Below are 14,169 nucleotides of genomic sequence, written 5' to 3'. Positions count from 1 at the left end.
CTAAAGAATTTCCAGCAGTTCGCGCTTGCTTTCCAGTGAGCGCTGAATGTGCGGCAGGCGTTTTCGGGTGTGTTCATAGCCAACGTCGTGTAGATCCGACAGCCGGTTCAGGTTAAAGATATGGTAATCGTTGAGGGTACTGGGTTCCAGCACCACGTCACAAAGCTCCGCGGAGGGAAGCGTATTGGCCATAATACTCAGGTCGAAGCACCGCCAGACGATACCGACCACGGTTTTTACATCCGCAGCCTTCAGGTTTTCGTAGGGCATCAGGTTGCTGCCAATGATGAAGTCCGCCTGATTAAGCAGCGGTTTGACCGGCATGTTCTCGATTACACCGCCATCCACGTATTGCGCTCCGTCAATGACTACGGGACGGAAGAGAAAGGGAATGCCACAGCTTGCCGCGACCAATTCATGCAGCGGGCCTTTGTCATGGCATTCCAACTGCCCGGTGTTCAGGTTGGTGACGCCGACGTAGAAGGGGTACTTCAGGTTTTCAAAGCTATTGTCGGGGATCACGGTAGCTAACCGCTCTTGCAAGTAATCGCTACTGGTAAGCCCGGTCAGGGGAACGCCCAGTTTATAAAAACGGAACAGAGAGGATTTCAGAGCGAAGTCCAGCATATCGTCCGGCGAAACTCCCGCGCAGTACAGCGCTCCGACCAGCGCTCCCGCACTGACGCCGACGACCTTGGTGGGAATGATGTCGGCTTCAAGCAAAGCCCGTAGCGCTCCGATATGCGCCGCGCCCCGCGCCCCGCCGCCCGAAAGCGTTATTCCGATGGTTAGCTTGCTCATCCATGCATAGAGACACTCCATCCCCGGCCGGGGTTTAGCGCCCAACCTTTAGGAATAGCCCACGTTGCAGGAGGTATGGAAAATCTCAGTAAAAAGACCGCCTACGTAACCGGCGGCAGCAAAGGAATCGGCTACGGAATCGCCGAAAAGTTAATGGCCAACGGCGCCAACGTCGTCATCACCAGCCGCAGCCAGGAATCGGCTACCAAAGCCGCCGATCAGCTCAACGGACTGGGTCATCCCGGAAAATGCACCGGCGTGGAAGCGGACGTTCGCGACCTGAACAGTCAGAAAAAAGCCGTGGAAACCGCCACCAAGGAATACGGGGGTCTTGACATCGTGGTTGCCAACGCCGGCGTCGGCCACTTCACCTCCATCCAGGAAATGACGCCCGAGCAGTGGAACGAAGTAATCGACATCAACCTGACGGGTACATTCAACACGATCAAGGCATCGGTCGACGAGCTCATCGCCAGCAAAGGTTACTTCTTCACGATTGCCAGCCTGGCCGGCACGAACTTCTTCGCCGGCGGAGCAGCCTATAACGCCAGTAAATTCGGTGTTGTCGGCTTCACCCAGGCCGTCATGCTCGACGTACGGAAGCAGGAAGTCAAGTGTACCACCATCATGCCCGGCTCGGTCGCCACCCACTTCAACGGCAACGAACCCGACGACAGTGATGCCTGGAAGATCCAGATCGAAGACCTCGGCCAACTCGTGGTCGATCTGCTGAAGATGCCCGCCCGGACGCTACCCAGCAAAGTGGAGGTCCGGCCTGCGGTACCGAAGTCTTAGTAGGGTAGTCATTGGCCGCGCCAATGGAGTAGTACGGTAGTCGCCGGCTTCGCCCGCGGGGTACTCACGTAGTCGCGACGTGCGCCGTTAGTCGGAATAGCATTTACCGCTACGGGCAAATGGTATTCCGACGAACGGCATGCCCCTACCGACAGCAACCCCACGGCGCTACTACCGTACTACCCCGGATGGCGAAGCCAACCGACTAAACACTACCGTACTAATCATTCCCACTTTCCCCGGCATCCTCCCCCGTACCGATGGATTCACTGGGGTCCGCTGCTTGGGTACGGCGTACCACCTTATCGATACGCGTGGCCAGTACCTGGTGGTCGTAGGCGGAGTTCCGGCCCAGGACGTTGGACATCAGGGCAACCAGGTAGCGGGTACCGTCCGGCTGCTCGATGATGGCCACGGAGTTCATGTAGTTCATGCGGTTGCCCTTATATTTGGCGCAGCTCGTTCCCGGCTTGCAGCCGTAAAGGCTTCCCGACTTGAAGTAGACAGCCGCGGAGTCCAACACCGGGGCGTGGGCGTAGCGGATGCGGCGGTCGGTCATGTACATCAGTCGCTTAAGTTCGAGGCTACTGGCGGGGTCCGCTACCCTACCCGACTCCAGAGCGGTGAGCCATTTCATCAGTCCGCGGACCGTTCCGAGGCTGCCGCCCTTCGGAGGTACGATGGCGCTCGCACCGCGGGTAAACATGGTACCGAGTCGCCAGGCGTCCCCGTCGATGCCCATATCGCGGAGGGGCCCGTTGACGATGTCCTCTCCCAGGTCACGCAGGGTGCCGCGATCGGTGGTCCGGAAATAGTCCATCATTTCATCGTAGGATAGATCCTTGTAGTCCTGTCCGAAGACACGCATGAGCAGGGCCTCCCGCCACACGATACTGGCCGCACCGTTATTACTGACCGAGAGCATGTGATCCACCCATTGATACAGGTTGAAGCGATCGTTCTGGTCGACCCGCTTGCGGGCGTACCGCTCGGTTTCCGGATCGAATAGCGGGATGGTATGATGATCGTATACGCCGAAGGGGCCGGCCTGTACGACCTTTTCCTCCATGAGATCCCAGCGTTTCTGGATGCTGTCCGGGTATAAATTTTGCAGCTCGCAGAAAAAGGCGGTCGCTACGGCGAGCTTGCCTACGCTACCGGGTTGATAACCGGCAGTCGGGTTGCGTTCGGCGTAGCGGTGGGGCCGCCCCGGGGACATATCGAACACCGCCACGGAGTATGACGGGTGCATATTGGGAAAGATCTGGCTGATCTCTTCCTGCAGCTCGGGGTCCACCTCGGGCAAGTCAATGACCGGATCTTCCATCAGGTTCAGACGGATGTATTCCAGGCCATGGCGGGCTCCATAGGGCAGCGTACGCATAAGGCGCGTGCTATCCATGCGCTCCAGACGCAACAGGCGTTCGATGCCCGTATCGGCAAAACTCGCGATGGGGTAAGAACCGGCGGGCTGCCAGGGGTAAACGATGGCGATTAAAACGGCGAGAAACAAGGTAATCCGAACGGAGGATGCGGTCATAAGGCGGGTATAAAAAAGCTAATACGTTTAAATCGCCTGCGGCAAGCATTTGTTTTATTTGGCGGCGGAGCGCAGGTAGTCAACTATTTATGGCCGAACGTAATTTCCTTACCGAAGCATTACCTTTGCACGCTAAAAATAAGCACTATGCCCGCTACGGACACCCGTACCAACTATAAAGTAAAAGACATCAGTCTCGCCGACTGGGGTCGTAAAGAAATCCGCTTGGCCGAGGCTGAGATGCCGGGCCTGATCGCGCTGCGCGAGGAGTACGGCGCGAGCCAGCCGCTCGCCGGTGCCCGCATCGCCGGATGTCTCCATATGACCATCCAGACCGCCGTACTGATCGAAACGCTCGTTGAGCTGGGTGCACAGGTGACCTGGTCCAGCTGCAATATTTTTTCCACCCAGGATCACGCCGCCGCAGCCATCGCGGAAGCCGGCGTTCCCGTCTTCGCCTGGAAGGGTATGACGCAGGAAGAATTTGATTGGGCGATCGAACAGACCCTCCATGCTTTCCCCGACGGCGAGCCCCTGAACATGATCCTCGACGACGGTGGTGACCTGACCAATATGGTACTGGACAAGTATCCCGAGCTGGTCGGTAACATCAAAGGCCTCTCCGAAGAGACCACCACGGGCGTACACCGCCTTTACGAGCGCATGAAGAAGGGCACCCTTCCCATGCCCGCCATCAATGTCAACGACTCGGTAACCAAGTCCAAATTTGACAATAAGTACGGCTGTAAGGAGTCGGCTGTAGATGCCATCCGCCGGGCAACCGACGTCATGATGGCCGGAAAAGTCGCTATCGTGGCCGGATACGGCGACGTCGGTAAGGGAACGGCAGCCAGCCTTCGCGGTGCCGGTGCCCGGGTCATCGTAACTGAAATCGACCCGATCTGCGCCCTGCAGGCCGCGATGGACGGTTACGAAGTAAAGAAGATGGACAGCGTCGTACCCCGCGCCGACATCATCGTCACCGCTACCGGTAATTTCAACATCCTCAGCGAGCGCCACTTCCGCGCCATGAAGGACAAAACCATCGTCTGCAACATCGGTCACTTCGACAACGAGATCGACATGGCGTGGCTGAATAAAAACTACGGCGACACCAAAGACAACATCAAGCCCCAGGTTGACCTGTACAACATCGACGGCAACGACGTCATCATCTTGGCGGAGGGTCGTCTGGTCAACCTCGGTTGCGGTACCGGCCACCCGAGCTTCGTGATGTCCAACAGCTTTACCAACCAGGTACTGGCCCAGATCGAGCTCTGGAAGAACAGCGACCAGTACGAGAACAAAGTGTACATGCTGCCCAAGCATCTGGACGAGCAGGTTGCCCGCCTCCACCTGGAGAAGATCGGCGTGGAGCTGGAAGACCTGACCGCCGAACAGGCCGAGTACATTGGCGTGGAACAGGACGGTCCGTTTAAACCGGAGCACTACCGGTACTAGACTTCAGTCTTTAAGCCTATTAGACAGCCCCGCGCGCCCGCAATGGTGTTCGGGGCTGTTTGCGTTTACGGGACACTGGAAGGCGGCAATTTGCAACCCTTCCCCTGACTTGGGGTTGGATGTACAAAGAGATCAAAATGGGGAGACCGAGCGAGGGCGCTACACCGCCGACCTGGAAAATGATGCTAGTGAAGTGGCTGGGGCTGTTTCCCGCCCTGCTGGTGGTGGCTTACGTCCTGCAGTGGTGGGAGATTGAGCCCCTCTGGTTTAAGCTGATCCTCGAGACCGCGGTGCTCGTGCCGCTGCTGAATTACGTCATCACGCCGCTGGTCGATAGCCTATTCTCCGAATGGTTGTACGATGGCGTGGACGAAGATCAACAACATAAAGGAATCAATATCGGAAGCTGAGCGTTCCGGTCACTTCGTCCGGCGTTCGCGGAGGACGAGCCGCAAATTTTCCGCCTTCGCCACGTCCACGAAGAACTGGCGGAATTCCGCGTAAGCTTCCGGTTCCAGGCGAGCGGGCTGGAGCTTGAGCGTTCGGGTCCAGACAACTTCGTTATCCTCAAGATGCATGTCGGCCCGGTATTCGCCAACCGTTTGCGAGTAGACGAGCGGCTCGCTCATCAATCCGCTCTCGATCTCCATTTCCGGTGGCAGCGTCAGCCGAACGGTGTCGACGTAGAAGCGACACTTACTATAGTCGATGGGCAGCGACCGGGAGGTAGTCTGCTCGGGGATCCAGGATATAGGAAAAGGGTTGAGAGTGACGAATTTCCGGCTACCCATGCTCGCCACCTTATCGCGCAATACCGTTTGGTAAGCCAGGCTGACTTCTGGCTTCTCGGTCGATACGGCAAATTCGTAGTTGCTCCCCGTTACGTCCGGCAGGAAATCATTATGGTGCAGCCAGTCCAGTTGATCCTGCCGGTCTCCGCGGTAGGCTCCTAGCTGGCGGAAGGTCTCCTGTGCCGCTCCGTAGTAGGTAGCCGCCATCGAAAAGTCCAGGTTATTATGTTCCGTAAAGGTCAGGGAAGTAGTGCGCAGGTGACCGTTCTCGCCGGGTTTGAGGGCCGGCGTACGGACAAGTTGGCCACCCTCCGGGGTGACCCAGAGTACGTTGCGATCCTGCTTGCCTTCACCGAGGTAACCCGTGGGGGCGTACTTGCTGGTACATTCCAGGTACATATCCTGGGAAGGAATATAAAGCACCATATGATTAAAGGCGGAGGATGCGAATCCGGAATGGACCGAGTAATATGGCTTTTCGTCCCACATGATTAGGACGGGATAGGACGCTATGCCTACCTCCTTCAGCATCGCGCCCATGAAGTTGCTGAGGGCTTTACAATCACCGAAGCGATTCTCCTCGACGTAAGCCGCGCTAAAGGGTTGCCAACCGCCAATCCCCAACTGGATACTCACGTAGCGGCAGCGCTCCTGGAGTAGCCGATACAAGCGGTCGATCTTCTCCGCCTCGTCCGTTACCCCGTCGACCGCCTCGTGGACGGCGGCGGTTAGTATGGGAGGTAATTCAGCCCGGCCCTCGAGAAGTTGATTCATGAATGCGCCGAATGATTGCCAGCTCCGATAGCTGCCGGCGTACCCTTCCATCTCAAAGTCGGCTAGTTCGGTACGTACGTAAGGCAAGGTCTCCGAGTAGGAAGGGGCCAGGGCTTCTTCGGGCTGGGCGGGAATGTTCGTTAATTCCCAGGCGTACGTACGGACTTTACCGTCGTCCGTCACGGTAGGGTCCGCTACGTGCTTTCCTTCGAATAACAATTCGTTATCCACCGGTACATTGACCCGTAGCCGGCCGCTCAGCAGCGATTGTTCCCTGCCGACGGGAATCCAGTGGGGGAAACTGGTGACGGCGGCGAAATCCTTCACCTCCTTTTCCACTTCGGTGACGATCGTGCAAGGGTAGCCGTCACAGGGGGCCTTGACGGATTTGATCCACATATCCTGAAGGAAAGAAATGTCGTCATCGTACCGCTGATCGGATAGATCTTTCTTGCGAGCCCGGTAGGTTTCATTGCCGGCGGCATCGAATACGGTCATCTCGAAAGTGGTGATCTTCGAATCATCATTGTAAAACTCAGTCAGTACTTTTTCGGCCTTAGCCTTTCCATTGAGTAAGGTAATCGCCCGCCGACGGTGCAGCACCGCGGTATTCCTGGAGGTTGCGGTGTATTCTTCTTCAACCGAAAGGACGACGGAGTTTGCCCCCTCGCGGAGGCTATCGGACAGCGTGAGGTACCTGAGGCCTTCCGATTGGGCCATTACCTGCGCTGCGCCGCAAAAAGGGAGGAAAAGTAGCAGTAAAAAGGTTCTCATTTGGTCTGTCGTTTGAGCACCAGCGGCGCTTCCTGCATTTCGATGATGCGGCGGAACATGTCGCGCAGCGCGTCATACTCGTGCGCCGCATAAAGCGTCCGGCCGAGCTGAACGGTCAGGGCTACGGAAATGAGGCCGGGGACGGTTTCCTGGCTTGAAAAGGTGGCTACAATACTTCCGTCTTCCGCCTTCAGGCGAACCGGGGCGGGCGCTTCTTCCAGGTGATACCCTTCTGGTAAGTGAACGCTCGCGATGTAGCGGTGCTCCCAGGGATAGGGAAAATCTATGGGGAAGCTCCTTTGATCGGCGTCAGCGAGGTCCCCCTCCAACAACGGCAGGATGACGGTCTGTAGATAGAGGTAATCGTCCAGCACCTGCGCCGCCGGTACCGTAAGCTGGGCTTCATAATTGAATTGTTCCGCCTGGTCTGATTTGCCCTCCAGCACGGTAAAGGAATCGACCGTAGCCTCGGGGAAGGCGGCCATAATGTCCCGAACGACGGGTTTTTCCCGCTCCGTAGTCGCTTCACTGAGCGTACTGCGGCCGGCGAAGGCGAAGTAGTTTTCGAGGCGCCCCTGAATCTTTCCGGTGGCACGTCCGTCGGCACCGACATTCATCTCCACCATAGTCACCTGCCGCGAAGAGGGGACGTCGATGGTTACCCAGCGGGGGTTATCCTTGTCTGCGATCCATCCGCGGTGATTGAGGGCGCGCTCCCGCGGAAGTCCGGGGGGGCGATCGGCGTCGCCGGCATCGAGGAAGAAGGGATTGCCGTCCAATTCGGTATAGACCATCAGATGGTTGAACTGATCCAGCAGCGGGTACTGCTCGATCGGTGCTCCGGTGTTCCGCAAGGAGACGAGCAGCGGATGTGCCTCGATACCGGCCTCGTTGAGCAGGCTCAGCAGTACGATATTCAGGTCGGCGCTGTTACCCGCCCGGTTATCGAATATCTTATTAGGAGAATCCGTTGCCAGGAAATAGTAGCGACCAGTCCAACCGATAGACTGCGTAACGAAGCGGTAGGCGGCTACCACTTTTTCACGGTCGGATTGCAGACCGGCGAGGTCGGGTTCAAAGGCTTTCCAGACTTTCGAGTAGTTGATCTTGTTGCGGTAGTACCGCCCGAAGTCCTGGCGGGCCTGCAGTTCATCCACCGTTTCCTGCCAGTCGCCAAAAATGGTCTGTTTGGGCCGGTTGGGGTACTGGACGGACTGGAGTTGCAGTTGGATCTTCGGCAGGTAATCGGAAGCATTATTGCTATAGGGCTGTGACCGGAAGGCCGGGAGGTCGCGCTTCGCCCACAGGATATCCGAATGTTCGATTTTATCCTGATCGGTGCGGTACGCGCCGGTTGTCCACCGGGGTCCCCAGGCGCGCTTGGTAATCTTCACCTCGTTCACGTCGAGTGCCCCCGTCCCCAGGCTCACGTAGCCGTAGTAGGGCGGGATCATGGCGTCGTACTGGGCCCAGCGCACGGGAATATCCTGCTGGAAGACAAAGGGGGTTGGAATAAGAATGTTCTTGCCCCGGCGAGTGTACCGGTACTCAATGATCGTTCCTTCGCTGACGCGTGGGAAAGTGAATTTGACGACGCGTTCGTCATCTTCTTCGACTTCGTCCACGATTTGCTCCGGGCGAACGGCGATCGTTCCGCCACCAGCCGGATGCAGATAGGCTTCTACGTTGCTAATTTGCTCGTAGGCCCGGTTATAGCGAAGGACGACATCCGCCCGGTCGAAGGACGATGGCCGAAGCAGTTTGATGCGCTGGTGAAAGGTTTCAATCAGAGACGGGCCTTCGGCATCGCTGTATCCAAAGTCTAAGCTTTGCCGGTCGTAGAGAACGTAGGCCTCGGCGGTTGGATCCCCCGGCACCTCGGTCAGCCGGCGATCTTCATCGGATACCTTTCCAAACACGACCTCAGGAACATCCTGTGCGGTGAGGGTAAACGATACCAGCCAGACGGGAAGTAAGATGAGTTGGCGCATGAAGAGTAATTGTTGCCCGGTATGACGCCGGGACTGAATAAAGTTACGCGGTGGAATGCCGCCTCCTGGTTAAATATGGAGAATTAATTTCGGCCATTTCACCACCCTATTTTGCCCGCTTGAGGACGATAGGCGCTTGCTGTAATTCGATAATGCGTCGGTACATACCGCGTAGTGCGGGATAGGCGGCGGCGGGATAAACGGTGCGGTCAAGATTGACGGCAAGACGAACGGTAATGGTATTGTCCGGGTGTACGGTGGCGGAGTACATCGCGTCCATTCCGCGGTCTTCGGAAACCAGCCTGATCGCTTCCGGGAGCTCATCGACCACGTAGCCTTCCGGCGGTGTGATGTTGGCAATGAACTGTTTCTTCCAGGGGTGGGCGAAATCGATCGGGTAGACGCGCGTTTCCACGTCGTCCAGGTCTTCGTCGAGGAGACGCAGCAAAATGGGTTGAACGTATATATAATCGTCAGCAGCGTAGGCCGCGGGGATTTCCATGCTGAAGTCAGAGGATAAAGGTGCGTCGGGGCTGTTGTCCCCGTCATTTTGGTGGTCCAGTACCCGGGCTTCGGGAAAGACACTGACGATATCGGCGGCAACGGGCATCTGGGATAGCTCGGAGGAGGCGTTTGCCTGAAGCCGTCCTTCGAAGGCGAAGTAGCTGCTTAGTCGAGTTTTTATTTGGGCCTTCGCCATCCCGGCGTCATCCACCGCGATGTCCGCCATAACGATATGCTGAGCGGGCGGCATTTCAAGGGCGATCCACTGCGGCGCACCCGGGCGGGCGATCCAGGCCCGGTGATTGAGGGCATCGATGCGAGGAAGGCCCGGCGGGCGATCCGTTCCGTTGGCATCCAGCATGTATGGACGACCGTCCACTTCGGTATAGACCAGGACGTGATCGAACTGGTCGATGATGGGGTATACCTCGATATGGTTACCCTGGTCACGCAGAGAAACCAGGGCGGGATGCGCTTCGATGCCGGCCTGGCGCAGCAGTGCCAGCAGGCAAAGATTCAGGTCGGCGCTGTTGCCCCCGCCGTTCTTGAAGATGTTGTCGGGATTATCGCTGGCCATGAAGGAGTAGTTCCGGTTCCATTCCAGATTCTTACAGATGTAGTAGTAGGCCCGGTCAATACGCTCCTTATCGGTCTTGCCCGCCATGACTACCGGCCCCGCAGCCTCCCAGAGCTTGTTGGAGGCCCCGGGAGACGTATAGCATTTTCCGAAGCTGCTGCTGCTCGCGAGATCTTCCGCGGTTGCAAACCAGTCTTGTAATACGAAGTCGGTAGGTTGGTACGGAATGTTAACCGTCCGCAGCTGTAGCCGAACCTTGGGAAGGTAATCGTGTGCATTGTTGGAGTAGGGTTGAACGTCGTAGGCCGGTACGTTCTCCATTACGTAGCGCGTCCATTCGTGGGGAACACGGGCATCGACCGCACCGCTTGTCTGGTGATGGCTGGGACCGAATGGTCGCATCAGCGTCTCATTTTCGCTGATCGTAAAATTACCGTGTGTCCCGAGGCTGATATAGGTGAAGTATTCGGGGATGAGGGCGGTATACTCAGCGTAGGCAACGGGAATATTTTCCTGGAATACGAAGGGCGTGGGAACCAGGAGGCTTCCCGTCTCCAACTCGTACATGTATTCTATTACGGCCCCTACCTCCACGCGCGGAAAGGTGAACTTTATGGTTCGGTAATCGTCGTTGAGATCCTGACGGATAAAGTCCCTGCCGGAAAGTTTTTCCTTCTCTCCGTTGGGAAGATAGATGACGGCGCGCAGTCCGGATACATCCGCGTGCTGATCCGGGAAGGTGATCGCTATATCGGCCAGATCGAAACTGGAAGGTTTGAGAAGCTTGATCCGCTTGTGGTATTTCTCCTGGCGGACAAATCCTTTATCGGGTTTGTAGTCAAACGTAAGGTTCCGGTGATGGTAGAGTACGTATGCGCTGGCCGTGGAATCGTCGGGGGCAGACTTGAGCGCGAGCTCTTCGTCGGATATCTTCCCAAATTTAGTTTTGCCATATTGCTGGGCTACCGCCGATACGGGTAGACATAGCGCGAGCATAAGCCCGCAAAGGAATCTGTACATGGGTAGGTGAGTGTAAGGCTACGAAAGGCGACTGGGCCACCTTCCTCAAGGTCAAGTGCAAATAATCTTCAATACCAACCAAACTTAAGCAGATTTTATTGAGTTTTCACTCTTTTGATTGAAGATTTAACAGAATGAAATTTGGCAAAGTCCCGAACCCGGAAGAACTCGAATACGACCTGCCGGTGGAACCCCTTGCCAATTCCGCCCGCCTCAACCGCTACGAGCTGGGCAGTGGCGCGGGGCGCCCGCAGATATACATCGGGGCTACGGGATGGAGTATGAAAGAGTGGGTCGGCCAGTGGTATCCTGCCGGGGCAAAAGCCGCCGATTTTCTTAAATACTACGGGCAGCAGTTCAATACGATTGAACTGAATACCACGCATTACCGCATCCCGAAGCCCGATACCATTCAAAAATGGTACGAGACCGTTCCGGCTGATTTCCGGTACTGCCCCAAAGTCCCCCAGTTTATTAGCCACAGTCGCGACTTGGGTGCCAGTGACGATGGCCTGCAACGCTTCGTAGCGGCGTTGGACGGGTTAAAGGAAAAGATGGGTTGCGCCTTCATCCAATTACCGCCCTTCTTCGGCGCGGACCGGCTACCCCTGATCGAGCGCTTCCTGCAGCGTTGGCCGTCCCTGCTGCCGCTGGCGCTGGAAGTCCGCCACGAGAGCTGGTTCGCGGACCCCTTCGCTACCGAAGCACTAATGGATACGCTGGCCGCCCACCAGACGGCGGCGGTGATCACGGACGTGGCCGGCCGCCGGGACGTGCTGCACGGCTACGTTACCGCTCCCCGTACGATGGTGCGATTTGTAGGTAATGGCTTGATAGAGAGTGATTACACCCGTTTGGCCGCGTGGGCGGAAAAACTTCGGGAGTGGAATCTACCGGAAAATTATATCTTCCCCCACGAGCCCGATAACATTCTGGCCCCCGATATGGCGGCTTGGCTGGGCGATCATCTGCGAAGGATGGACTTTGCCGATAGCCGCGGCCCAAAGCCGGACGCCGGCCCCGAACAGATGAGTTTCTTTTAGTCTAACCGTTCCTCTTTCCATGAAAAACGATTACCCGGTCATTCCCCGCGACATCAGCTGGCTATCCTTCAACCACCGGGTATTGCAGGAAGCTAAGGACGAGAGCCTTCCGCTTTTCGAACGCCTGAAATTTCTGGCTATTTATAGCTCTAACCTGGACGAATTTTTCCGCGTCCGGATGGCCAACCACCGTAATCTGCTGCGGGTGAATAAAAAGACGAAGCGGGAACTCGACATCAGTCCTAAGCAAACCGTGCGGACGATCCAGCGGATCGTCAACCGCCAGCAGGAAGAGTTCAGCCGCATCTTCGAGAAGAAGCTGATCCCGAAACTGGCCAAACAGGGAATTTACCTAAAGCGCCGTCTGGATATGACGGAGGAGGAACAGGAGTATGTCCAGAGCTACTTCCGCGAATACATGCTGCCCTACGTACAGCCGGTCCTGCTGATCAAGGACATGGTGCGGCCGTTCCTGAATAACGCCCAGCTGTACCTGTCTATCCTGATGAAGGACAAGGTCAAGGGGAAGGTAGCTTACGCGATCGTAAAGGTCCCCAGCGATCACCTTCCGCGCTTTATCGAGCTCCCGAGTTCGGACGGGGACCGCAACATCATCATGCTGGACGACATCGTCCGCCACTCCGTCAGCTGGATGTTCCCCGGTTACGAGATTGAGGATACTTACAGCATCAAGCTCACCCGCGATGCGGAACTGTACATTGACGACGAATTTTCCGGCGACCTCCTGGCCAAAATCAAAACCAGCCTGAACCGCCGCCACGTCGGCCCCGCAAGCCGCTTCGTGTACGATCGGACCATGCCCGATCAGCTTCGGGAATACCTCGAGGATACCTTCGAACTGGAGCGCTACGATATTCTCGCCGAGGGGCGCTACCACAACAACTTCGACTTCTTCTCCTTCCCTACCTTTGGAATGAGCAAGCTGCAGTACCCGCCGCAGCCCCCCCTGCCCTACCCCGCCCTGGAGGAAGCGGAAGACTTCTGGGCCGCGGTCAGGGACTCTGATCACCTGCTGCACTACCCCTACCACAGTTACGAGTCGGTGGTGCGGTTTTTCGAGCGGGCGGCCGAGGATCCGGCCGTGAGCCACATCAAGATCGTCCAGTACCGGGTGGCCCGCAAATCACGCATCATGCAGGCCCTCATGCGGGCCGTCACCTTGGGTAAACAGGTAAGTGTATTTATCGAGGTGAAGGCGCGCTTTGACGAGGAAGCCAACCTGCGGTGGGGCGAGAAACTGGAAGAGGCCGGCGTACACGTCCACTACAGTTTCCCCGGCGTCAAGGTGCATTCCAAGCTGGCGCTGGTGCGCCGGGTAGAAGACGGGGAAGAACAGATATACAACTACCTCTCCACCGGCAACTTTCACGAGGACACGGCGAAGGTCTACAGCGACTTCGGCATCTTCACCGCCGATGAGCGACTCACGAGCGAGGTATCCCGGATCTTCAGTTTCCTGGAAAACGTAATGATCCCCGACGAACCCTTCCAGCACCTGATGGTCGGACAATTTAACCTCCGTAGCGGGCTGGAAGGCCTGATCGAATACGAGATCGCCGAGGCGGAAGCGGGGCGTCCAGCGGCCATGACCCTGAAGATGAATAGCCTGCAGGACAAAGCCATGATCGAACTCCTCTACCGGGCAAGTCAGGCCGGTGTGATGATCAATCTTATCGTGCGCGGCATCTGCTGTCTGGTACCGGGTCGTAAAGGATACAGTGAAAATATCCACGGCGTAAGCATCGTGGATCGTTATCTGGAACACGCCCGGGTCTTCCATTTCCACCATTCCGGGGAAGAGTTGGTTTACCTGTCCTCGGCGGACTTCATGACCCGGAACCTCAGTCACCGGGTAGAGACCACCTTCCCCATCTACGATGAGGAAATAAAGGATAAGATCCTGGAAATACTGGATATCCAGTTAGCCGATAACGTAAAGGCCAGATTGCTGAGCGACCAGCAGGGCAATTCCTACTACCGGGGGGGCAGCGACCTCTCGATCCGTAGTCAGGAGGAAACCTACCACCTGATCAAGCGGACGCTGGTAGCGGAAAAGATGGAGCTGGAAGAATAGTTT

At 56.9% G+C, this 14,169-nt stretch carries 10 protein-coding genes; 5 read left to right on the top strand and 5 right to left on the bottom strand.

Annotated elements, in window-relative coordinates:
* Entirely contained in the window at nt 1-801 is an 801-nt protein-coding gene (locus tag DRW39_RS02150) for a patatin-like phospholipase family protein (protein ID WP_198664756.1), read from the bottom strand.
* A 75-nt stretch (nt 802-876) separates the two neighbouring features.
* Between DRW39_RS02150 and DRW39_RS02145 the strand changes: the two genes are divergently transcribed.
* On the top strand, nt 877-1,596 hold the full coding sequence (locus tag DRW39_RS02145; RefSeq protein WP_116105334.1) for an SDR family oxidoreductase: 720 nt from the start codon (nt 877-879) through the stop codon (nt 1,594-1,596).
* 220 nt (nt 1,597-1,816) lie between these two features.
* Here DRW39_RS02145 and DRW39_RS02140 read toward each other — a convergent pair whose 3' ends face one another.
* The gene (locus DRW39_RS02140) at nt 1,817-3,136 is read right to left on the bottom strand and encodes a serine hydrolase (RefSeq protein WP_116105333.1); all 1,320 of its coding nucleotides are present in this window, start codon (nt 3,134-3,136) and stop codon (nt 1,817-1,819) included.
* 147 nt (nt 3,137-3,283) lie between these two features.
* Here DRW39_RS02140 and ahcY point away from each other — a divergent pair, with 147 nt between their 5' ends.
* Nucleotides 3,284-4,597 (top strand): adenosylhomocysteinase, encoded by a 1,314-nt coding sequence (gene ahcY, locus DRW39_RS02135; RefSeq protein WP_116105332.1) that lies wholly within the window; start codon nt 3,284-3,286, stop codon nt 4,595-4,597.
* Nucleotides 4,598-4,716: 119 nt separating this feature from the next.
* Nucleotides 4,717-5,007 carry a hypothetical protein gene (locus tag DRW39_RS02130; protein ID WP_116105331.1) on the top strand — a complete coding sequence of 97 codons (291 nt, stop codon included), beginning with the start codon at nt 4,717-4,719 and terminating at the stop codon, nt 5,005-5,007.
* A 9-nt stretch (nt 5,008-5,016) separates the two neighbouring features.
* Here the strand turns inward: DRW39_RS02130 and DRW39_RS02125 are convergent, their stop codons facing one another.
* The 3 genes from DRW39_RS02125 to DRW39_RS02115 form a co-directional block, all read right to left on the bottom strand.
* The gene (locus DRW39_RS02125) at nt 5,017-6,936 is read right to left on the bottom strand and encodes a DUF3857 domain-containing protein (RefSeq protein WP_116105330.1); all 1,920 of its coding nucleotides are present in this window, start codon (nt 6,934-6,936) and stop codon (nt 5,017-5,019) included.
* Nucleotides 6,933-8,927: a DUF3857 domain-containing protein gene (locus DRW39_RS02120; RefSeq protein ID WP_116105329.1), complete on the bottom strand. Its 1,995-nt coding sequence runs from the start codon at nt 8,925-8,927 to the stop codon at nt 6,933-6,935. The genes DRW39_RS02125 and DRW39_RS02120 overlap by 4 nt, the downstream gene beginning before the upstream one ends.
* Nucleotides 8,928-9,033: 106 nt before the next feature.
* Nucleotides 9,034-11,028 carry a DUF3857 domain-containing protein gene (locus tag DRW39_RS02115; protein ID WP_116105328.1) on the bottom strand — a complete coding sequence of 665 codons (1,995 nt, stop codon included), beginning with the start codon at nt 11,026-11,028 and terminating at the stop codon, nt 9,034-9,036.
* Nucleotides 11,029-11,162: 134 nt separating this feature from the next.
* Here DRW39_RS02115 and DRW39_RS02110 point away from each other — a divergent pair, with 134 nt between their 5' ends.
* Both DRW39_RS02110 and ppk1 read left to right on the top strand, forming a co-directional pair.
* The gene (locus tag DRW39_RS02110; protein WP_116105327.1) at nt 11,163-12,071 is read left to right on the top strand and encodes a DUF72 domain-containing protein; all 909 of its coding nucleotides are present in this window, start codon (nt 11,163-11,165) and stop codon (nt 12,069-12,071) included.
* A 19-nt stretch (nt 12,072-12,090) separates the two neighbouring features.
* Entirely contained in the window at nt 12,091-14,166 is a 2,076-nt protein-coding gene (ppk1, locus tag DRW39_RS02105; protein WP_116105326.1) for a polyphosphate kinase 1, read from the top strand.
* The last annotated feature ends 3 nt before the right edge of the window (nt 14,167-14,169 follow it).

Origin of the sequence: Lewinella sp. IMCC34191 (assembly GCF_003390935.1) — a bacterium.
In the GTDB taxonomy this organism is placed as follows: Bacteria; Bacteroidota; Bacteroidia; order Chitinophagales; family Saprospiraceae; genus Neolewinella.
Note: the sequence above shows the minus strand (reverse complement) of the source record. Positions and strands in the feature narration are given on the sequence as shown.

What these genes read in the sequence shown, in the direction of transcription:
- DRW39_RS02130 (WP_116105331.1), top strand. Translation starts at nt 4,717, where the DNA reads ATGTACAAAGAGATCAAAATGGGGAGACCGAGCGAGGGCGCTACACCG.
- ppk1 (WP_116105326.1), top strand. Translation starts at nt 12,091, where the DNA reads ATGAAAAACGATTACCCGGTCATTCCCCGCGACATCAGCTGGCTATCC.
- DRW39_RS02145 (WP_116105334.1), top strand. Translation starts at nt 877, where the DNA reads ATGGAAAATCTCAGTAAAAAGACCGCCTACGTAACCGGCGGCAGCAAA.
- DRW39_RS02125 (WP_116105330.1), bottom strand. Translation starts at nt 6,936, where the DNA reads ATGAGAACCTTTTTACTGCTACTTTTCCTCCCTTTTTGCGGCGCAGCG.
- DRW39_RS02150 (WP_198664756.1), bottom strand. Translation starts at nt 801, where the DNA reads ATGAGCAAGCTAACCATCGGAATAACGCTTTCGGGCGGCGGGGCGCGG.
- DRW39_RS02115 (WP_116105328.1), bottom strand. Translation starts at nt 11,028, where the DNA reads ATGTACAGATTCCTTTGCGGGCTTATGCTCGCGCTATGTCTACCCGTA.
- DRW39_RS02110 (WP_116105327.1), top strand. Translation starts at nt 11,163, where the DNA reads ATGAAATTTGGCAAAGTCCCGAACCCGGAAGAACTCGAATACGACCTG.
- ahcY (WP_116105332.1), top strand. Translation starts at nt 3,284, where the DNA reads ATGCCCGCTACGGACACCCGTACCAACTATAAAGTAAAAGACATCAGT.
- DRW39_RS02140 (WP_116105333.1), bottom strand. Translation starts at nt 3,136, where the DNA reads ATGACCGCATCCTCCGTTCGGATTACCTTGTTTCTCGCCGTTTTAATC.
- DRW39_RS02120 (WP_116105329.1), bottom strand. Translation starts at nt 8,927, where the DNA reads ATGCGCCAACTCATCTTACTTCCCGTCTGGCTGGTATCGTTTACCCTC.